At 73.3% G+C, this 18,899-nt stretch carries 16 protein-coding genes; 1 reads left to right on the forward strand and 15 read right to left on the reverse strand.

What is annotated here, in order from left to right:
* The first annotated feature begins 24 nt into the window (after positions 1-24).
* Positions 25-1,551, forward strand: a complete 1,527-nt coding sequence (locus GA0070621_RS16905; RefSeq protein WP_167666993.1) for a M28 family metallopeptidase — start codon at positions 25-27, stop codon at positions 1,549-1,551.
* A 74-nt stretch (positions 1,552-1,625) separates the two neighbouring features.
* Here the strand turns inward: GA0070621_RS16905 and GA0070621_RS16910 are convergent, their stop codons facing one another.
* From GA0070621_RS16910 to GA0070621_RS16980, 15 genes are all read right to left on the reverse strand, one after another.
* Positions 1,626-2,636, reverse strand: a complete 1,011-nt coding sequence (locus GA0070621_RS16910) for a sugar phosphate isomerase/epimerase family protein (protein WP_091196795.1) — start codon at positions 2,634-2,636, stop codon at positions 1,626-1,628.
* 203 nt (positions 2,637-2,839) lie between these two features.
* A complete protein-coding gene (locus GA0070621_RS16915; RefSeq protein ID WP_091196797.1) occupies positions 2,840-3,910 on the reverse strand; it encodes a polyprenyl synthetase family protein in 1,071 nt (356 codons plus the stop codon).
* Positions 3,907-5,301: an alkaline phosphatase family protein gene (locus GA0070621_RS16920; protein WP_091196800.1), complete on the reverse strand. Its 1,395-nt coding sequence runs from the start codon at positions 5,299-5,301 to the stop codon at positions 3,907-3,909. The genes GA0070621_RS16915 and GA0070621_RS16920 overlap by 4 nt, the downstream gene beginning before the upstream one ends.
* Positions 5,302-5,377: 76 nt before the next feature.
* Positions 5,378-6,577, reverse strand: a complete 1,200-nt coding sequence (gene eboE / locus GA0070621_RS16925) for a metabolite traffic protein EboE (protein WP_091202533.1) — start codon at positions 6,575-6,577, stop codon at positions 5,378-5,380.
* Positions 6,577-7,428 (reverse strand): TatD family hydrolase, encoded by an 852-nt coding sequence (locus GA0070621_RS16930; protein WP_091196803.1) that lies wholly within the window; start codon positions 7,426-7,428, stop codon positions 6,577-6,579. The genes eboE and GA0070621_RS16930 overlap by 1 nt, the downstream gene beginning before the upstream one ends.
* The gene (locus GA0070621_RS16935; protein WP_091196806.1) at positions 7,428-8,048 is read right to left on the reverse strand and encodes an EboA domain-containing protein; all 621 of its coding nucleotides are present in this window, start codon (positions 8,046-8,048) and stop codon (positions 7,428-7,430) included. Before GA0070621_RS16935 ends, GA0070621_RS16930 begins: the two co-directional genes overlap by 1 nt.
* 26 nt (positions 8,049-8,074) lie before the next feature.
* Positions 8,075-9,043 carry a sugar phosphate isomerase/epimerase family protein gene (locus GA0070621_RS16940; RefSeq protein ID WP_091196809.1) on the reverse strand — a complete coding sequence of 323 codons (969 nt, stop codon included), beginning with the start codon at positions 9,041-9,043 and terminating at the stop codon, positions 8,075-8,077.
* The gene (locus GA0070621_RS16945) at positions 9,040-9,987 is read right to left on the reverse strand and encodes an SCO3242 family prenyltransferase (protein WP_091196813.1); all 948 of its coding nucleotides are present in this window, start codon (positions 9,985-9,987) and stop codon (positions 9,040-9,042) included. The genes GA0070621_RS16940 and GA0070621_RS16945 overlap by 4 nt, the downstream gene beginning before the upstream one ends.
* Positions 9,984-11,132: an inositol-3-phosphate synthase gene (locus GA0070621_RS16950; protein ID WP_091196816.1), complete on the reverse strand. Its 1,149-nt coding sequence runs from the start codon at positions 11,130-11,132 to the stop codon at positions 9,984-9,986. The genes GA0070621_RS16945 and GA0070621_RS16950 overlap by 4 nt, the downstream gene beginning before the upstream one ends.
* 260 nt (positions 11,133-11,392) lie before the next feature.
* Entirely contained in the window at positions 11,393-12,598 is a 1,206-nt protein-coding gene (locus GA0070621_RS16955; protein ID WP_091196820.1) for a Gfo/Idh/MocA family protein, read from the reverse strand.
* A gap of 21 nt (positions 12,599-12,619) precedes the next feature.
* Positions 12,620-13,672: a substrate-binding domain-containing protein gene (locus GA0070621_RS16960; protein WP_091196824.1), complete on the reverse strand. Its 1,053-nt coding sequence runs from the start codon at positions 13,670-13,672 to the stop codon at positions 12,620-12,622.
* Positions 13,673-13,764: 92 nt separating this feature from the next.
* Entirely contained in the window at positions 13,765-14,862 is a 1,098-nt protein-coding gene (locus GA0070621_RS16965; protein ID WP_091196827.1) for an ABC transporter permease, read from the reverse strand.
* A complete protein-coding gene (locus tag GA0070621_RS16970; RefSeq protein ID WP_091196829.1) occupies positions 14,859-16,421 on the reverse strand; it encodes a sugar ABC transporter ATP-binding protein in 1,563 nt (520 codons plus the stop codon). Before GA0070621_RS16970 ends, GA0070621_RS16965 begins: the two co-directional genes overlap by 4 nt.
* Positions 16,418-17,596 carry an ROK family transcriptional regulator gene (locus tag GA0070621_RS16975; protein WP_091196832.1) on the reverse strand — a complete coding sequence of 393 codons (1,179 nt, stop codon included), beginning with the start codon at positions 17,594-17,596 and terminating at the stop codon, positions 16,418-16,420. Before GA0070621_RS16975 ends, GA0070621_RS16970 begins: the two co-directional genes overlap by 4 nt.
* A 213-nt stretch (positions 17,597-17,809) precedes the next feature.
* Positions 17,810-18,772 carry a YihY/virulence factor BrkB family protein gene (locus GA0070621_RS16980; RefSeq protein WP_167666994.1) on the reverse strand — a complete coding sequence of 321 codons (963 nt, stop codon included), beginning with the start codon at positions 18,770-18,772 and terminating at the stop codon, positions 17,810-17,812.
* Positions 18,773-18,899 lie beyond the last annotated feature (127 nt).

The following is an 18,899-nucleotide window of genomic DNA, read 5'->3' on the forward strand; positions in this document are numbered from 1 at the left end:
CCGGCTGGCAGATAGGAGGACAACGTGGTCTCCCGCAGAGCCTGGCAGCGCGGCGTGGTGGCAACCGCGACCGCAGCGCTGGTCGGCGTCGCCACCGCGGCGCCCGCGGCGCACGCCGAGCCCAACAACAACAACTCGCGGAAGTTGCGCGCGGCGGTCACCGCCGACGGCATCATCAAACACCTCACGGCCCTGCAGCGAATCGCCGACGAGAACGGCGGTACGCGGGTGGCCGGCTCGGCCGGCTACGACCGCTCGGTCGACTATGCCGAAGGCGTGCTCCGCGCGGCCGGCTTCCAGGTGAAGCGGCAGCCGTTCCAGTACCAGACGTTCATCTCGCACGGTCCCGGCCTGTTGCAGCGGGTGTCCCCGTCGCCGGCCGCCGACCTGCCGAACGTGCTGATGAGCTACTCGGGCAGCGGCGATGTCACCGCGCGGGCATCCGTGCCGGCCGGCGGCGCGACGGGCTGCACGGCTGCGGACTTCGGACCCGCCAACGTCGGCACCATCATCCTCATCAGCCGTGGAGGCGGCTGTTCCTTCGGCGAGAAGGCGACCAACGCCGCCGCGGCGGGTGCGGCGGCCGCGATCATCTACAACAACACCACCGGCAGCCTGAACGGGACGCTGGGCGAAACGTTCACTCTGGACTTCGTGGCCACGGGCATCACCCAGGCGCTCGGCCAGCAGCTTGTGGCGCAGGTCCCCGGTGGCCTGACGTTGCGGGTCAAGGGCGACACCTTCCGCGGCACGGCCACCGCGGAGAACCTCATCGCCGAATCGGACTCGGGTGACCCGAACAACGTGGTGATGGCCGGCGCCCACCTGGACTCGGTCTCCGCCGGCCCGGGCATCAACGACAACGGCTCGGGCAGCGCCTCGCTGCTGGAGATCGCCACGCAGATGCGCAAGGTCAAGCCGAAGAACAAGGTCCGCTTCGCCCTCTGGGGCGCCGAGGAGTCCGGCCTGGTCGGGTCGGAGCACTACGTCGCCAACCTGTCGGCGGCGGAGCGGAAGAAGATCGCTCTCTACCTGAACTTCGACATGGTCGCCTCGCCCAACTACGTGCGGTTCGTCTACGACGGCGACAACTCGGCGTTCCCGGTCGGCACCGGGTCCGCCGCCGGGCCGGCCGGCTCGGGCGCCATCGAGCAGCTCTTCCACGACTACTTCGCCTCGCAGGGGCTGGCCTCGCGGGAGACGCCGTTCTCCGGGCGTAGCGACTACGGGCCGTTCATCGCCGCCGGCGTGGACATCCCGTCCGGTGGCCTGTTCACCGGTGGCGAAGGGATCAAGACCGCGGACGAGGCGGCGGTCTTCGGCGGCACCGCGGACGTGGCGTACGACTCGTGCTACCACCAGGCCTGCGACACGATCAACAACATCAACAAGCAGGCGCTCGAGGAGATGTCGGACGCGATCGCGCACGCCGTGATCACGTACGCCTTCGACACCAGCAGCCTGCGCGCGCCGGTCCGGGGCAAGGGACCGGGTGCCGGCGACAGCGGCGGCGGTGGCCTGCACGACCACGACCACGAGGTCACGGAGTAACCGTCCGGCCGCACGTTTGCACAGGCGGGAGGCGACCCCGGGTCGCCTCCCGCCTGTGTGTAGCGGCCGAGAGGTCAGTCCCGGTTGCTGCTGAAGGCCGCGTCGAAGGCGGCGGCCGGCGCGTCGAAGGCGAGCCGACGTACGAACTGCACCGCCTCGGGCGCGCCGACCAGGCGGTCCATGCCGGCGTCCTCCCACTCGATCGAGATCGGGCCGTCGTAGCCGATGGCGTTCAACGCGCGGAAGCAGTCCTCCCACGGCACGTCGCCGTGCCCGGTGGAGACGAAGTCCCAGCCGCGACGCAGGTCCGCCCAGGGCAGGTGGGAGGAGAGCCGCCCGCGCCGGCCGTCGCCGGTACGCACCTTCGCGTCCTTGCAGTCGACGTGGTAGATCCGGTCGGCGAAGTCGAAGATGAAGTTGACCGGGTCCAGGTCCTGCCAGACGAAGTGCGACGGGTCCCAGTTCAGCCCGAACGCGGGCCGGTGGCCGATCGCCTCCAGCGCCCGCCTGGTGGTCCAGTAGTCGTACGCGATCTCGCTGGGGTGCACCTCGTGGGCGAACCGTACGCCCACCTCGTCGAACACGTCGAGGATCGGGTTCCACCGGTCGGCGAAGTCCTGGTAGCCGCGTTCGATCATGGCCGGCGGGACCGGCGGGAACATCGCCAGGGTGTGCCAGATCGACGAGCCGGTGAAGCCGACCACCGTCTTCACCCCGAGCCTCGCCGCCGCCCGCGCGGTGTCCTTCATCTCCTCGGCGGCCCGCCGGCGTACGCCCTCCGGCTCACCGTCGCCCCAGATCCGGGCGGGGAGGATGTCCTGGTGCCGCTCGTCGATCGGGTGGTCGCAGACCGCCTGGCCGACCAGGTGGTTGGAGATGGCGAAGACCTGGAGGTTGTGCTTGGCGAGGGTGGCCCGCTTCCGGTCCACGTACGACTCGTCGGCGAGCGCCTTGTCGACCTCGAAGTGGTCGCCCCAGCAGGCGATTTCCAGGCCGTCGTACCCCCACTCGGCGGCGAGCCGGCAGACCTCGTCGAACGGAAGATCGGCCCACTGGCCGGTGAAGAGCGTGATGGGTCGCGCCATTGTCCTTCTCCCCTGTCGTGATGGGGGATTCCGTAGCGGACCGGGGCGAGGGAGACCGGGTGCGAGCGACCCCGACGGGGCACCGGTGGGCGCGGACGCACCTGGGCCCGACGGGTTGCGCCTCCCGTCGGGTCACCGGCCACCTCGCGGTCGCCGCCCCCACTCTATTTCCGCCGCGCCGCCCACGGAAGGCCCCACCTTCCCTACCGCACTCGGTGCGCGGCGCGGGTGGTGAGGTCGGCCAGCGCCGACCGGGCGGGCTCGGTCAGCGGGGTGCGGTCCAGCGCGGCGCGGGCGTGGTCGACCCGGGACCGGATCATCCGCTCGACCCGTTCCCGCGCGCCGGTGGCCTCGATGATCGCCCGCACCTCGGCCGCGCCACCGTGGTCCAGTTCGGGGTCGCCGACCAGGGCGCGCAGCCGCGCCGCCCGGCCAGCATCGGCCGCCTGGCGGGCCAGCGCCATCAGCACCGTCGGCTTCCCCTCGCGCAGGTCGTCCAGGTTGGACTTGCCGGTCACCGTCGGGTCGCCGAAGACGCCGAGCAGGTCGTCGCGGAGTTGGAAGGCGTCCCCGAGCGGGTCGCCGAAGTCGGCCAACGCCGCCACCGTGTCGGGGTCGGCCCCGGCCAGGGCGGCGCCGATCTGCACCGGGCGGGTCACCGTGTAGCGGGCGGTCTTCATCCGGACCACCGCGAGCGCGCTCGCCACCGAGCCGTCGCCGGCGGCGGCGACCACGTCCAGGAACTCCCCCGCGATCACCTCGGCCCGCATCCGCGCGAAGACGGCGAGACCGCGCCGGACCCGGGCGGGGTCGAGCCCGCAGTCGTGGAACATCTGCGCCGACCAGGCAGCGCAGAGGTCGCCGCAGAGCAGGGCGGCGTCGCGGCCGTACGCCTCCGGGTCACCGCGCCAGCCGGAGCGGGCGTGCAGGTCGGCGAAGATCCGGTGCACCGAGGGCTGGCCGCGCCGGCGGTCGCTGCCGTCGAGGATGTCGTCGTGGATCAGGGCGAAGGCGTGGAACAGCTCCAGCGCCGCCGCGGCGGCCACGATCGGGGCGTTGTCGGGACCGCCGGAACCCCGCCAGCCCCAGTAGCAGAAGAGCGGTCGCAGCCGCTTGCCACCGGCGAGGACGAACCGGTGCAGTACGGCATGGACCGCCCGCGTGCCGTCGTCGTCCGACCGACCCGGCTGCCGCTCGCGCAGGAACGCGGCGAGCGCGGCGTCGAAGCGGTCCCGCAGCAGGGCCGGGTCGGTCGGTGCGACGGTTACGGTCATGGCGCCTCCGAGGCCAGTCCGGCGAGCTGGAGCAGCAGTGCCTTCACCTCGGTGGCGGCGAACCGGTCCCGGGCCGCCGACGGGTCGGAGCAGAGCAGCACCGGACCGTCGGCCGGGTCGGCGGGCAGCCGCCCGTGCGAGCCGCGGACCGCCCGCGCCCCGGCGTCCAGCCCGACCACGCTCATCAGGTAGCGCAGGCCGAGCTTCTTGCGGGCCAGCGCCACCGCCGCCCGGCGCTTCGCGGCGCCCGGGGCCGCCGGGTCGAAGAACAACTCGGCGGGGTCGTAACCCGGCTTCCGATGAATCTCCACGAGGCGGGCGAAGTCGGGCGCGCGGGCGTCGTCGAGCCAGTAGTAGTAGGTGAACCAGGCGTCCGGCTCGGCCACCAGCACCAGCTCGCCGGAGCGCTCGTGGTCCAGCCCGTACCCGGTCTGACCGGCGGCGTCCAGCACCTCGGCCACCCCGGGCAGCCCGGCGCAGAGCTTGGCCACCGCCGGCACGTCGGCCGGGTCCTTCACGTACACGTGCGCCACCTGATGGTCGGCGACGGCGAAGGCCCGCGACGTCCACGGATCCAGGTATTCCATCCCGGCCTGCGTGTAGACCCGCAGCAGCCCCTCGGCGCGCAGCAGCCGGTTGACGTCGACCGGGCGGGAGACGTCGGTGATGCCGTACTCGGAGAGCGCCACCACGGTGGCGTCCCGCTCCGCGGCGGCGTCCAGCAGCGGGGCGAGCACGGCGTCCAGCTCGGCCGCCGCCGCGGCGGCCTCCGGCGAGGACGGGCCGAAGCGTTGCAGGTCGTAGTCGAGGTGCGGGACGTAGACCAGGGTCAGGTCCGGCGCGTGGTCGGCGAGGATCCGCTCGGCGGCCCGGCAGATCCACCGGGACGACGGCAGCCCCGCCCCCGGCCCCCAGTAGGTGAACAGCGGGAAGGTGCCGAGCGCCCCGGTGAGCACGTCGTGCAGCTCGGGCGGGTCGGTCCAGCAGTCCGGTTCCTTGCGCCCGTCGGCGTGGTAGATCGGTCGCGGGGTGACCGTCCAGTCCACGTCGGCGCCCATCGCGTACCACCAGCAGACGTTGGCCACCCGGTAGCCGGGCTCCACCCGGCGGGCCGCCTGCCACAGCTTCTCCCCGCCGACCAGGGCGTTGTGCTGCCGCCAGAGCAGCACCTCGCCGAGATCCCGGAAGTACCAGCCGTTGCCGACGATCCCGTGGCCGGCGGGCGGCTGGCCGGTGAGGAAGGTGGACTGCACCGAGCAGGTGACCGCTGGCAGCACCGTACCCAGTTCGGCGGCGAACCCGGCCTCGGCGACCGCGCGCAGCCGGGGCATGTGCGCCAGCAGGCGCGGGGTCAGCCCCACCACGTCGATGACCACCAGTCGCCTGCTCATGCCGTCACCTCGCTCCGCTCGGCACCGCCATGAGCCACCACAGCGCCGCGCCGATGATTCACTCGCTGACGCTCGCTCATGCCGTCACCTCGCTCCGCTCGCCCGCCGTCGCGGCCAGGCCGAGCCCGACCAGCTCGTCTCGGGCGAAGGCCAGCTCGGCGGCGATCCCGCCGGCCAGCTCCGCGTCGGTGCCCGGCCGCCGCGCCGCCGGCAGCACCCCCCAGGTGTACGTCTCGACGTCGAGGTGGTCACAGCCGGCGGCCGGACCGGCGTACAACGCGGCGAGGGCGGCCCGCAGCACCGGCACGGTGGACCGCAGCGGCGGCTCGGGCGGCGCGTGCAGCGGCACGTGGTAGTGCACCCGCCACGGCCCCGGCAGCCGCGTGTCGAGGGCGGCGTCCAGGTCGTCGGCGGCGTACGCCGGGTCGGCCGGGTCGGTGGCGCCGGCGCAGCCGGCGGCCCGCGTCTGGTGCAGGAAACGCGGCTCGACCCAGCGGCGCAGCGCCTCGGCCGAGCCGTCCGGATCGTCCGCCTCGACGGCCGCGGAGACCTGCACCTTGACCACCGGCAGCCCGGCGGCCCGCAGTCGACCCAGCGCCTCGACCGGTTCTTCCCAGGCGCAGGCGAGGTGCGCCAGATCGAGGCACATCCCGAGCCGGTCGGTATCCATGGCTGACAATATCTCACGTGCTTGTCCCGTGGACTCCACCACACAGCCCGGTTCCGGCTCGAAGCCGACCCGTACGGTCCGGCCGGTCGCCCGCTCCACCTCGGCCAGGCCGGCGGCCAACTCGTCGAGGCGCCGCCGGGCGGCGTCGGCCCGTTCGGCGTCCCACGGCGTACGCCAGGCCAGTGGCAGGGTGGAGATCGAGCCCCGGGCCGCGTCCTCGGGCAGCAGGTCGGCCAGCACCCGGGCCAGGTCCAGGGTGTACCCGAGCCGCTCCGGGGTGGTCCAGTCCGGGTGGTACACCGCGCCCTTGACCACCGCCGCCTGGAAGGCCGCGTACGGGAAGCCGTTGAGCGTGACCACCTCCAGCCCGCGTACGGCCAGCTCGTGCCGGAGCCGGCGGCGGGCCGCCGGGTCGGCGGCGAGCGCGGCGGCCACCGGGGCGGCCAGCCACAGCCCCAGCCCCAGCAGGTCGGCGTCGAGCGCCCGCCGGACCGGCAGCGCGTACGTGTCGAGCTGGGCGAGGATCCCGGCCAGGTCCTCGGCCGGGTGCACGTTGGTGCAGTAGCCGAGGTGGACGGTGCTGCCGTCGGCGTGGCGCAGGCGCATCACTCGCCCCCACGCAGGATGGAGTTGCCGGCGAAGGTCGGCGCCGCCACGTCCAGGTCGGTCAGGTCCAGCCGACCGGACTGGCCGTAGAACTCCACCGGGTTGCGCCACAGCACCCGGTCCACGTCGTCCTCGCCGAACCCGGCGAGCAGCATCGCCTCGCCGGTGGCCCGGGTGAGCAGCGGGTCGGAGCGCCCCCAGTCGGCGGCCGAGTTGACCAGCATCCGCTCCGTCCCGTACGTCTTCAGCAGCTCGACCATCCGCGGCGGCGACATCTTGGTCTCCGGATAGATGGAGAAGCCCAGCCAGCAGCCGGTGTCCCGGACCAGCTTCACGGTGACCTCGTTGAGGTGGTCGACCAGCACCCGGCCGGGGTCGATGCCGGACTCGGCGACCACCGCGAGGGTGCGTTCGACGCCGCGCGCCTTGTCCCGGTGCGGGGTGTGCACCAGGGCGGGCAGGTCGTGCCCGACGGCCAGGGCGAGCTGTCCGGCGAGGGCGGCGTCCTCGGCCGGGGTCATCGAGTCGTAGCCGATCTCGCCGACCGCCACCACGCCGTCCTTGTCCAGGTAGCGCGGAAGCAGGTCGAGCACCGGGCGGCAGCGCGGGTCGTTGGCCTCCTTCGGGTTCAGCGCCACGGTGGCGTGGTGCCGGACGCCGAACTGCCCGGCCCGGAACGGCTCCCAGCCGATCAGCGAGTCGAAGTAGTCGACGAACGAGTCGACGCTGGTGCGCGGCTGGCCGAGCCAGAACGCCGGCTCCACCACCGCGCGTACCCCGGCGGCGGCCATCCGCTCGTAGTCGTCGGTGGTCCGTGAGGTCATGTGGATGTGCGGGTCGAAGATGCGCATCACGCCTCCCTGGCGGTGGTCGGGTGCGAGCCGGCGCCGAGCCGGCGCAGCAGATCGGTGGCGTCGGCGGGTATGGTCCGGCCGGCCGCGTGGCGCTCGGCGGCCAGCGCGGCCAGCATGGTCGCCAACTCGCCGTCCGCCCGGCCGTCCAGGTCGTCCACGACCGCCAGCGGTACGCCGGTGAAGACGCACTTGAGCACGGCCTGCCGCCAGGCCGGCTGTTCCAGGTGCCGGGCGTACGGGCCGAGCGCGGCGGCGATCAGCCGGGTGTCGTTGGTGCGGATCGCGTCGTGCAGCAGCGGCACGCACTCGGCCCCGATCGGCAGCAGCGGCAGGGCACGCAGCACGGCCCGCTTCTCGGCGGCGTCACCCTGCCGGTAGAGGGAGTCGGCCAGCACCGCGTGGGCGGCGGGCAACGCGGTGAGCAGCAGCGCCCGGGCGGCCTCGTCGACCGTCCAGCCGGGCGGGTCGGCCAGCGGCTCCCGACCGCACCGCCGGGCGGCGGTGGCGAAGAGGCGTGGGATCGCCGTGGGCTCGGTCGCCACGCGGCGCAGGGCCGCGTCCAGCCACCGCGGATCGGGTACGCCCCGCAGCGCGGCGCGCAGTCGGTCGGGTGTCATGCTGTCTCCCCTCTGGTGGCAGGTGCTCAGCCACCGCCTTCGCTCTGCGGACCGTTACGAGCACCGGCGGCCCGCAGGAATTCGATCGACCGGGCGGCGACGGCGGGCGCGGCGTGCGAGTGCCGGGGCAGTTCCACGGCCACCAGCCCGCGGTAGCCGGCGTCCGCGAGAGCGCGCAGCACCGGCGGGAAGTCGATCTCGCCGGTGCCGAACTCCAGGTGCTCGTGCACGCCCCGGCGCATGTCGTCGATCTGCACGTTGACCAGGTGCTCGGCGACCGCCGCCACGCAGTCGGACACCGGCCGGGGCTCCAGGCAGCGGCAGTGTCCGATGTCGAGGGTGACGCCGAAGCCGGGCGGCGCGCCGAGCGCGTCCCGCAGCCGGCGCCAGCCGGCGATATCCTCGACCAGCATCCCCGGCTCGGGTTCGAACCCGAGCGGCACGCCGGCCGCCTCGGCCTCGGCGCAGACGGTGGCGCAGCCGGCGACGAGCCGGTCCCAGGCGACGGCCTCCGGCACCTCCGGTGGTCGTACGCCGGCCCAGCACGAGACCGCCTCCGCGCCCAGGTCCGCGCCGATCCGTACGGCCCGGCGGAGGAACTCGATCCGCAGCGCCGGATCGTCGTGCAGCAGGGTCGGGGCGTGTTTGTGCCACGGGTCGAGCAGGTAGCGGGCCCCGGTCTCGATCACCACGGCCAGGCCGAGCGCGGCCAGTCGGCGCTGCACGGCGGCCACCCGACGGGCCAGCCCCGGCCCGAACGGGTCCAGGTGGTCGTGGTCCAGGGTGAGCGCGACCCCCTGGTAGCCGAGGTCGGCCAGGACGGTGAGCGCGTCGTCGAGCCGGTGGTTGGCGAAGCCGTTGGTCCCGTACCCGAAGCGGAGCCCGGCCGGGTCCGGCAGCCCCCCGCGCCCGGCCGGCGCGGCCCCGGCGTCCGCCCCCGTTCGCGCGACGCCGGCGACCCGGTCCCGTGCGGACGGTCGCGGGGGGCTGGTCATGTCGGCGACACCAGTCGAGCCAGGCGGCGGCCGAGCGGGGCGGCGGCCGCGACGGCGAGACCGAGCACCCGGGCACCGGCCCGGGCGGTCAGCGCGCCCTGCAACGCCGGCAGCCCGGTGATGCCCGCTCCGACGGCGGCGCGTACCCGGGCCGGTGACGGGTCCGCGAGCACCCGGGCCTGCGCCGACCCGTAGCGGGTGGCGTAGCCGGCGGCGAGCGCGGCGGGCACCGGGTCGGTACGCCCCAGCGCGGTGGCGGCGACCAGCGCGGTGCCGGCGAGGGTGGCCCGGGGCAGCCGCCGGTCGGCCCCGGAGACCTCGCGGCGGGACAGCGCGGTGACGGTCCAGGTGTGCGCGGCCACGGTCAGCGCCGCCGGCAGCGCCCGGACCAGCCCGTGTGTGCTCGAGGAGGCACGGCCGGCTCCGCGCGTCGCGCTCCGGGCTGCGGGCCAGGAACTCCGACTCGCCGACGATCGGCGGCGGCCGGGATCGCGGGTCGGGCCGGGGCTCGCGCCGAGCAGCACGTCCAGGCCCCGACAGGCGGCCATCACGGCGGGACCGGCGGCGGTGTTCTTGGCGAGCAGGTCGTACCCCCAGATCGCGGCGGCGAGCGGGACCGCGACGGCGGTGGCCCGCCGGCCCCCGGCGGCGCGGGCGACGGCGAGCCCGGCGGCGGTCAGCCCGGCGGCGACGCCGAACGCGGCGACCGGGTGGACCCGGCCGGACGGGATCGGCCGCTCGGGGCGTTCGACCGCGTCGAGCCGGCGGTCGGCCCAGTCGTTGGCGGCCATGCCGGCCCAGTAGAGCAGCACCGACGCCCCGGCCAGCGCGGGCGTACGCCGGTCCAGCGCGCCGGCCGCCGCCGCGCCGGCCACCACGTCCCCCGGTACGGAGAGCGCGGCCGGCGCCCGGACCAGCTCGGCGAGAACGGCCAGCCGGCTCATCGCCCGGCTCCGGCGTGCAGCCCGGCGACGAAGTCCCGCAGCAGCGCCCACTGCTCGGCCAGCGCGTGGGTGGGCGCGTCGAGCGGGTCCTTGAAGAAGAAGGCCAGTTCGGCGAGGGGACCGTGGCGGCCGGCGGCGTGCGCGGCGGCGGTCAACCGGGCCAGGTCGAGCACCAGCGGGGCGGCCAGCGCCGAGTCGCAGCCGTGCCAGGTGAACTCCAACCGCATCCCGGTGCCGAGAAAACCGGCGAAGGTGACCAGGTCCCAGGCGGTCTTGAAGTCGCCGAGTTCCGCCACGTACTCGATCCGGGTGCCGCCCTGCGGGACGTAGCCGAGCGTCTCGCCGAGCACCCGCTGCTTGCTGCCCACCTTGGCGGCGTTGGCGGCCGGCTCGGCGAGCGTCGCGCCGTCCCCGCCGCCGAGCAGGTTCACCCCGGACCACGAGCGCACCGCCAGGTGCCGCATCGCGAACATCGGCGCGAGCACCGACTTGACCAGGGTCTCCCCGGTCTTGCCGTCGTGCCCGGCGTACGGCAGGCCCCGCTCCTCGGCCAGCGCCGCCAGCGCCGGCAGCCGGGCACCGGTCGACGGGGTGAAGTCCACGTACGGGCAGCCGGCGGTGAACGCCCCGTACGCGTACAGCGAGCTGGCCGGCAGCACGTCGGCGGGGCCGGCCAGCGCGTCCCGCAGCGCGGCGAGGTCGTGGTGGGCCGGATGCGCGGCGGCGGCCGGTTCGGTGGCCGAGACGTTGACCACCACCACCCGGTCCAGCGCGTGCCGGGTCCGGAATTCGGTCAGGTCGCGGGCCACGGCGGCGGCGCGCTCGGCCTGGGTGCCCCCGGTCGGTGCGGCCCGCAGCGCCGCCTCGACGTCGGCGAGTTCCCCGGCCAGGGCGTCCACCAGCCGGCCGGGCAGCACCCCGGCGGCGGCGAGCGCCTCGGCCCGCTTGGTGAGCGGGGTGGCCGCCACGTCGTGGCCGCCGAGGACGAGATCGGCGAAGGCCGGCAGGGCGGGCCCGCGCAGGTCGGGCAGCTCGGTGACGCAGCCGGTCGGACCGGTGAGCCCGGCCCGCAGGGCCAACGCCCCGACGATGCTGGTGGTCGCGACCGAGCCGCGCGCTCCCACCAGCCAGACACCCGTACGCATCGTGCTCCTCCCCGGTTCTCGTCGGGTCGGTCCGCCGGTGCGGCCGGGGAATCCCGGTCCGGCCGCACCGAACGGCCGTGCTGGTCGTGCCGTTCCGGAGGCTCCGGTGGCACGCTCCCCGAGGTCGACCTCGTCCCCGCCGCAGGGCGCAACCACGGCGGGCCCTCGCCGGCCGGCATCGGGAAGACTTCTCGGGCGGCGCCCTGCGGACGCCGCTGATTCAGGCGGCGCTCCGGTCAGAGCGAGGCGCCGCGTCAGGGTCAGGCGGCCAGTTCGGCCAGCGCGGGCTCCACCTCCGTCCAGGTGGCCAGCTCGGCCGAGCGGGTCACCGCGTCGAGCACGAGCTGGACCTGCAACGCGTCGGTGAACGACGGCGTCGGGTCGGCGCCGGTGGCGACCGCCTCGACGAAGTCGCGCATCTGGTGGGTGAAGGAGTGCTCGTAGCCGATGATGTGGCCGGGCGGCCACCAGGCCGACATGTACGGGTGGTCCCCCTCGGTCACCAGGATCCGGGTGAAACCCTGCTCGGCGGTGGGCCGGGTGGCGTCGTAGAACTCCAGCTCGTTGAGGCGTTCCAGGTCGAAGGCCAGGGTGCCGAGCGAGCCGTTGATCTCCACCCGGAGCGCGTTCTTGCGGCCGGTGGCGAACCGGCTCGCCTCGTACGTGGCCAGCGCCCCGCCGTCGAGCCGGGCGACGAAGACCGCCGCGTCGTCGACGGTGACCTCGCCCGTCGCCCGGCCGTTGCCGTCGGCCTGCGCGGCCAGGCCGCTCGACCCGGCCGGCAGCGGCCGTTCCTTGACGAAGGTCTCGGTCAGGGCGCTGACCCCGGTGATCCGCTGCCCGGTGACGTACTGGGTGAGATCGATGATGTGCGCGCCGATGTCGCCGAGCGCGCCGGAGCCCGCCTTGTCCTTCTGCAACCGCCAGACCAACGGGAACTGCGGGTCGATGATCCAGTCCTGGAGATAGGCCGCGCGCACGTGGCGGATCTCGCCGAGTCGACCGTCGGCGATGAACTGCCGCATCATGCTCACCGCGGGCACCCGGCGGTAGTTGAACCCGCACATGGCGCGTATCCCGCCGGCTCGGGCCGCAGCGGCGGCGGTCGCCATCTGCCGGGCCTCCTCGACGGTGTTGGCCAGCGGCTTCTCGCACAGCACGTGCTTGCCGGCGGCCAGTGCGGCGATCGCTATCTCGCAGTGGCTGTCTCCCGGTGTGCAGATGTCGACCACGTCGATCTCGTCGGACTCGACCAGTCGTCGCCAGTCCGTGGTGTGCCCGTCCCAGCCGAGCCGGTCGGCGGCGGCGGCCACCTTCGGCTCGTCCCGGCCGCAGATGAGCGCCATCCGCACCCGCGCCGGCAGGTCGTACACCCGATTCACGGTGCGCCACGCCTGGGAGTGCGCGGCGCCCATGAACGCGTAGCCGACCATGCCGACCCGCAGGACTTTGTCGTGAGTGGACAAGGTGGGTCTCCCCCCGTTGTGTCAGAACCCGAGCTTCAGGTAGTCGCTCGCGTTCTCCTTGGTGATCGTCTCGGAGGCGAGCACGATCTCCTTCGGAACCTGAAGCTCCACCAGGTCGGACATGCCCCGGTTCTGGCCGATCAGGCGGGCCAGCGAGATGGCCGAGGAGGCCATCGACGGGCTGTACGTGACGGTGGCCTTCAGGACGGTGTTGTCGGCCTGGATGTCCTCCATGGCCTTCTTCGACCCGGCGCCGCCGACCATGAAGAAGTCCTTGCGGTTGGCCTGGTTGACCGCGGCGAGGACACCGATGCCCTGGTCGTCGTCGTGGTTCCAGATCGCGTCGATCTTCGGCAGCGCCTGGAACAGGCCGGTGGCCTCCTGCTGGCCCGAGTCGGCGGTGAACCTGGCCGCCCGCCGGTTGGCGACTTTCAGGCCGTACGAGCTGAGGGTGTCGGCGAAGCCCTTCGACCGCTCCTGGGTCAGCTCCAGCTCGTCCATCCCGGCGATCTCCCCGATGACCGGGTTGCTGACCCCCTTGGCCTTGAGCTGCTCGGCGATGTAGGTGGCGGCGGCCACGCCCATGCCGTAGTTGTCGCCCTTGATCTGGAGCCGGTAGGCCCGCGCGTCGGGGAAGGCCCGGTCCAGGTTGACCACCGGGATGCCGGCCTTCATCGCCTCCAGGCCGAACGCGTTGAGTTCCTTGCCGTCGTGCGGCAGCAGCACGATCACGTCGGGCTTCTGGGAGATCAGGGTGGACAGCGCCGCCCGCTGGGCCGCCGCGTCCGCGCCGGCCTCCACGGACTTCAGCTCCACGTCGGAGTACGCCCCGGCCTGCGCCTTGGCGTTGTTGGTGATCGCGGCGATCCAGCCGTGGTCGGCGGCCGGCGCGGAGAAGCCGATGGTCACCTTCTTGCCGGGCTCGCTGTTGCCGCCGGTCTCGGCGGCCTTGGTCTGGGCGGCGGTGGGCGCGGTCTCGTTGCTGGTGCAGCCGGCGAGCACGACGCCGGCGGAGAGCGCGGCTCCGCCGAAGAGCAGCCGGCGGCGCGACAGGTCGCGTCCCTGCGTTGTCATGACGGCCTCCTGGATGAGGTGGTGGGGTGAAAATGGGTGTGTTGAGCCCGGCCACCGTCGCTGTCGAGGTGGCCGCCGGTGTCGCGGTGAGATCAGGTGGTGGTGGCCCGGTTACGCCGGAGGAACTGGGTGACGCTGCCGAACTGGACCTGCTGGACCAGGACGGCGGCGACGATGATGCCGCCCTTGACCATGTTCTGCGCCTCGGTGGAGAGGCCGTTGATGGCGAAGAGGTTGGTGATGGTGGAGAAGATGATCACGCCGAGCAGGGAGCCCACGATGGTCCCCCGCCCGCCGCTGAGCAGCGTGCCGCCGATGATCGCGGCGGCGATGGCGTCCAGCTCGTAGAGGTTGGCCATGGCCGCCTGGGCTGAGGTGGCCTGCGAGGTGAGCATGATCGCGGCGATGCCGCAGCAGAGCCCGGAGAGCGCGTAGAGCATCAGGGTGTGCCTGCGGACGTTGATGCCGGCGAGCCGGGCCGCCTCCGGGTTGCCGCCGACGGCCACCGTACGCCGGCCGAAGGTGGTGCGGTTGAGCAGCACCCAGCCGGCCCCGACCACGGCGGCGAGGATGTAGACGAGCAGCGGGATGCCGAGCACGTTGGTGCTGGCGATGCCGTTGATGAAGCTGTCGTTGGAGACCTGGGTCTGCTTGTTGGAGATCTCGGCTGCCAGGCCCCGGGCCGCGACCATCATCGCGAGGGTGGCGATGAACGGCACCAGCCGCCCGTACGAGATGAGCAGCCCGTTGACCAGGCCGACCCCCAGCCCGACGGTGAGCGCGGTGAAGATCATCCCGCCGGCGCCGTAGCTCTGGGTGGCGACCGTGGTGCACCAGACCCCGGCGAGCGCCACGATCGCGCCGACCGACAGGTCGATGCCGCCGCCGATGATCACGAAGGTCATCCCGACGGTGACCACGCCGACCACCGAGGCGAGCTTGAGGATGGTGAGGGTGTTGCCCCACACCCAGCTCGCGTCGCCGTAGAGGTCCGGCCGGGTGAGGATGCCGATGACCACCAGCACCAGCAGCGTGGCCAGCAGGCCGAGGTTGCGCCGGGCGCCCTCGCCTCCGTCACCGCGCCACCAGGAGAGCCGCGGCGCGTCGGACGTCGCGGGCTCGGCCGGAGGCGACTGGGCCGGCAGCCCCGCCGCCCGTTCCGGCGTCGCGGTAGGTGTCGTCTCGGTCATGCCGGCGCGCCTTCCATGAGGGACCCCGCCATGACGAGGTCGAGCACGGTGTTCTCGTCGATTTCGCCGGCCGGCGCCTCGCGGACCACCCGGCCCTCCCGCATCACCAGCACCCGGTCGGCCAGGCCGAGCACCTCGGGCACCTCGCTGGAGACCAGCAGCACCCCGACACCGCGTGCGGCGAGGGCGCGGATGACCTGATACAGCTCGGCCCGGGCGCCCACGTCCACGCCCCGGGTCGGCTCGTCGAGCAGCAGCAGCCGGGTGTCGCCGAGCAGCCACCGGCCGACCACCACCTTCTGCTGGTTGCCGCCCGAGAGGGTGCGCACCGGTCGGCGTACGTCGCGGGGCCGCAACTCCAGGGACTCGGCGATCCGGTCCGCCTCGGCCCGTTCCCGCGCCGCGTCGGTGAAGCCGAGGCGGGCGTACCGGCCGAAGGTCGCCAGGGTGATGTTGCGGTAGATCGGCTCGCCGAGCAGCAACGCCTGGCTCTTGCGCTCCTCCGGGGCCATCCCCAGGCCGGCCCGTACCGCCGTGTCGACACTGCCCGGGCGCAGCGCGCGGCCACCCACCGTGACCGTCCCGGCCTGGGCGCGCCGCGCGCCGTAGATGGTCTCCAGCAGCTCGGAGCGGCCGGAGCCGACCAGTCCGGCGATGCCGACGATCTCCCCGGCCCGCACGGTGAGCGACACGTCCGCGAACTCGCCGGTCCGGGTCAGCCCGTCGACCCGCAGCAGCTCCGCGCCTTCGGGCTCGTCGGCCGGGCGCTCCGGGAAGACGTACTCGATGGTCCGCCCGGTCATCCGGGAGACCAGGTCGCGGGTCGGGGTGTCGCGGGCCGGCAGGTTCGCCGCGGTGGTCCGGCCGTCCTTGAGTACGGTGACCCGGTCGCCGATCTCGCGGATCTCCTCCATCCGGTGCGAGATGTAGATGACCGCGATGCCCTGCGCGGTGAGTTCCCGGATGATCCGGAACAGGTTGCCCACCTCGTCGTGGGCGAGCACGGCGCTCGGCTCGTCCATGATGATCAGTCGGGCCTCGTGGGAGAGGGCCCGGGCCATGCTGACGATCTGCTTGCCGGCGGCGGGCAGGTGCCGGACCAGCCGGCCGGGCGGGATCTCCGGATGCCCGAGCCGGGCCAGGATCTGCCGGGTCCGCCGGGCCATGTGGCCGCGACGGATGAAGCCGAACCGGCGCGGCTCGTGGCCGAGGAAGGCGTTCTCCGCCACCGACAGGTCCTCGACCAGGTCGAGTTCCTGGTAGATCGTGGCGATCCCGGCGCGCATGGCGGCCTGCGGGTTGACGAGGTGCGCCGGCTCGCCGCGCCACTCGACCTCGCCGGAATCCGGCCGGTGCACCCCGGCGAGCACCTTGATCAGCGTCGACTTGCCGGCGCCGTTCTGCCCGAGCAGGCAGTGCACCTCACCCGCGCGGACCTCCAGCTGCACCCCGTCCAGCGCGCGTACCCCGGGGAAGGTCTTGACCACGTCGGTGAGGCGCAGGACCACCTCGCCCGCGACGGCGTCGGCGGGCGCCTCCACCAGCGGCGCGTTCGTCATGACGCCTCTCCGAAAGCCAGGTCGCTGGCGAGCACCGCGGCCCCGGCCACCCCGGCGCGGGGACCGAGTTCGGACAGCACGACCGGCAGGTTTCCGGTGGCCAGCGGCAGCGAGCGGCGGTAGACCACGCTGCGGATCTCGGCGAGCAGGATGTGGCCGAGCTGGGCGAGCCCACCGCCGATCACGATCATCGACGGGTTGGTGAAGCTCACCAGGCCGGCCAGTACGCTGCCGACCCGCCGGCCACCGTCGCGGATGAGCTGGATGCAGGTGATGTCCCCCTCGATCGCCCCCTGCGCCACATCCAGCGCGGTCACCGCCCCCCGGGCGGTCAGTCGCTCGGCGAGCGCCGGGGAGACCCCGGCCCGGGCCGCCGCGGTGGCCTCCCGGGCCAGCGCCGCGCCGCTGAAGACGGCCTCGAGGCAGCCCAGGTTGCCGCACGAGCACATGGGACCGTTCGGGTCGACCTGGATGTGCCCTATGTCGCCGGCACACCCGTCGGTGCCCCGGTAGACCTCACCGTTGAGGTAGATGCCGCAACCGATGCCGGTGCCGATCTTGATGAGCAGGAAGTCGTCCACCGAGTGCGCGACGCCGCCGTGCCGCTCGCCGATCGCCATGATGTTGACGTCGTTGTCGACCACGGCCGGGCAGCCGTGCTCCCGGGTCAGCAGCTCACGGACCGGAAAACGGTCCCAGCCCGGCATGATCGGCGGCGAGACGGGCACCCCGTCCCGGAAGCTCACCGGCCCGGGCACGCCGATGCCGACCGCGTCCAGCCGCTCGTACGCCCCGTCCACCTTGGCCTTGTGCAGCAGCTCGTTGACGCGCTGGAGGGTCACCTTCGGCCCGGAGCGGATGTCGGCGGACTCGGCGTACGCCGCCACCGGTTCGAGCCGGCCGTTGATCACCTCGACGTCGATCGAGCTGGCGCCCAGGTCGACGGCGGCGAAGCGCAGGTGCGGGCTCAGCTCGACCAGCGTGGAGCGCCGACCGCCCCGGGAGGCGGCCAGCCCCGCCTCGGCCACGTAACCGAGGGCGACCAGGCGGTCCAGTTCGGCGAGGAGGCGCGGACGGGGCATCTGCAACCGGTCGCCGAGCTCGGCCCGGGACACCGCCCCCTCGTCCCGGAGCAGTCGTAGGAGCTGTACGTGCAGGGGATCCACTGTCCGCACCGGGACTCACCTCCGTATCGGAGTCGTTCACATCGACGCAACGGCGATGTGTCGTGTCCGACACAGTAGGAGCCTTCCGGGTCGCATGTCCATAGCTTCAAGCGATCTGATCCAAACTTTTGTCCATCCGAACAAAAGCCAGGATTGACTCACCGAAAGCGATCTTGTCGATGACCTGCTGAGAAGCTCGGCACCCGGGCACGGCGAGCCGGCTCAGCGGCCGTCGCGCCGCTTCCGGAGCTTGCGGTCGTCACGCAGCGCCACGTACGGCTCCTCGTCGGCCGGGTGCCCCGCCGCGATGGCGCGGCTGCGCTCCAGCTCGGCGTCGAACTCCGCGCCGAACAGGATGGCGATGTTGGTCAGCCAGAGCCAGACCAGGAAAATGATCACGCCGGCCAGCGACCCGTAGGTCTTGTTGTACGAGCCGAAGTTCGCAAGGTAGAGGGCGAACAGCACGGAGACGATCAGCCAGATCACCACGGCCAGCACCCCGCCGGGGGTGATCCAGCGGAAGCCGCCGTGCCGAGCGTTCGGCGAGGCCCAGTAGAGGATCGCGAGCATCAGGCTCACCAGGACCACCAGGACCGGCCATTTGACGATGCTCCACACCGTCACAGCCGTCGGGCCGGCACCGACCGCGCCGCCGACCTGGTTCGCCAGCCGGCCGGTGAACACCACGATGACCGAGGCGGCCAGCAGCATCACGCCGACCAGGGCGGTCACCCCGAGCCGGATCGGCAGGGTCTTCCAGATCGGCCGGCCTTCCGGCACGTCATAGATCGCGTTGGAGGCGCGCATGAAGGCGGCGATGTAGCCGGACGCTGACCAGTAGGCACCCAGCACCCCGACGACCGCCGCGATGCTGGCCAGGCCACCCGAGCTGCTCGCCTGGTCGATCGCGAGGTCGATGATGTGCCGGATGGTCGGCTGCGGCGCCGTCTGGTCGAGGGTGTCCTTGACGCCCTTGACGGCGCCCTTGCCGAGCAGGCCGACTACGGAGACGAGCGCCAGCAGGCCCGGGAAGATCGAAAGCACCGCATAGTAGGTGAGCGCGGCGGCCCGATCGGTCAGATTGTCCGCCTGGAACTCCCTGCCCGTACGCTTCAGCGCCGCCTTCCAGCCGCCACCCGGCAGCCGGCTCGGGCTCTCCGGGCCGGCCGGCCCCGCCCGTTCCACGCGGCCCCGCCCGCCGGACGTGCTGCCGGAATCAGCACGGTCGCGCCCACTCTGGGCGGAAGAGTCGTCGCGGGCCATCGTCCCTCCCTCGCCGTCGGCGTCGTCCCGGGACATTGCCCGGACGGGA

Origin of the sequence: Micromonospora narathiwatensis (assembly GCF_900089605.1) — a bacterium.
GTDB classification, from domain to species: domain Bacteria; phylum Actinomycetota; class Actinomycetes; order Mycobacteriales; family Micromonosporaceae; genus Micromonospora; species Micromonospora narathiwatensis.

Bases quoted from the DNA above. Each gene is read 5' to 3' on its own strand.
- GA0070621_RS16965 (WP_091196827.1), bottom strand. From the start codon at position 14,862: ATGACCGAGACGACACCTACCGCGACGCCGGAACGGGCGGCGGGGCTG.
- GA0070621_RS16960 (WP_091196824.1), bottom strand. From the start codon at position 13,672: ATGACAACGCAGGGACGCGACCTGTCGCGCCGCCGGCTGCTCTTCGGC.
- GA0070621_RS16920 (WP_091196800.1), bottom strand. From the start codon at position 5,301: ATGAGCAGGCGACTGGTGGTCATCGACGTGGTGGGGCTGACCCCGCGC.
- eboE (WP_091202533.1), bottom strand. From the start codon at position 6,577: ATGCGCCTGCGCCACGCCGACGGCAGCACCGTCCACCTCGGCTACTGC.
- GA0070621_RS16910 (WP_091196795.1), bottom strand. From the start codon at position 2,636: ATGGCGCGACCCATCACGCTCTTCACCGGCCAGTGGGCCGATCTTCCG.
- GA0070621_RS16940 (WP_091196809.1), bottom strand. From the start codon at position 9,043: ATGACCAGCCCCCCGCGACCGTCCGCACGGGACCGGGTCGCCGGCGTC.
- GA0070621_RS16935 (WP_091196806.1), bottom strand. From the start codon at position 8,048: ATGACACCCGACCGACTGCGCGCCGCGCTGCGGGGCGTACCCGATCCG.
- GA0070621_RS16945 (WP_091196813.1), bottom strand. From the start codon at position 9,987: ATGAGCCGGCTGGCCGTTCTCGCCGAGCTGGTCCGGGCGCCGGCCGCG.
- GA0070621_RS16970 (WP_091196829.1), bottom strand. From the start codon at position 16,421: ATGACGAACGCGCCGCTGGTGGAGGCGCCCGCCGACGCCGTCGCGGGC.
- GA0070621_RS16930 (WP_091196803.1), bottom strand. From the start codon at position 7,428: ATGCGCATCTTCGACCCGCACATCCACATGACCTCACGGACCACCGAC.
- GA0070621_RS16915 (WP_091196797.1), bottom strand. From the start codon at position 3,910: ATGACCGTAACCGTCGCACCGACCGACCCGGCCCTGCTGCGGGACCGC.
- GA0070621_RS16950 (WP_091196816.1), bottom strand. From the start codon at position 11,132: ATGCGTACGGGTGTCTGGCTGGTGGGAGCGCGCGGCTCGGTCGCGACC.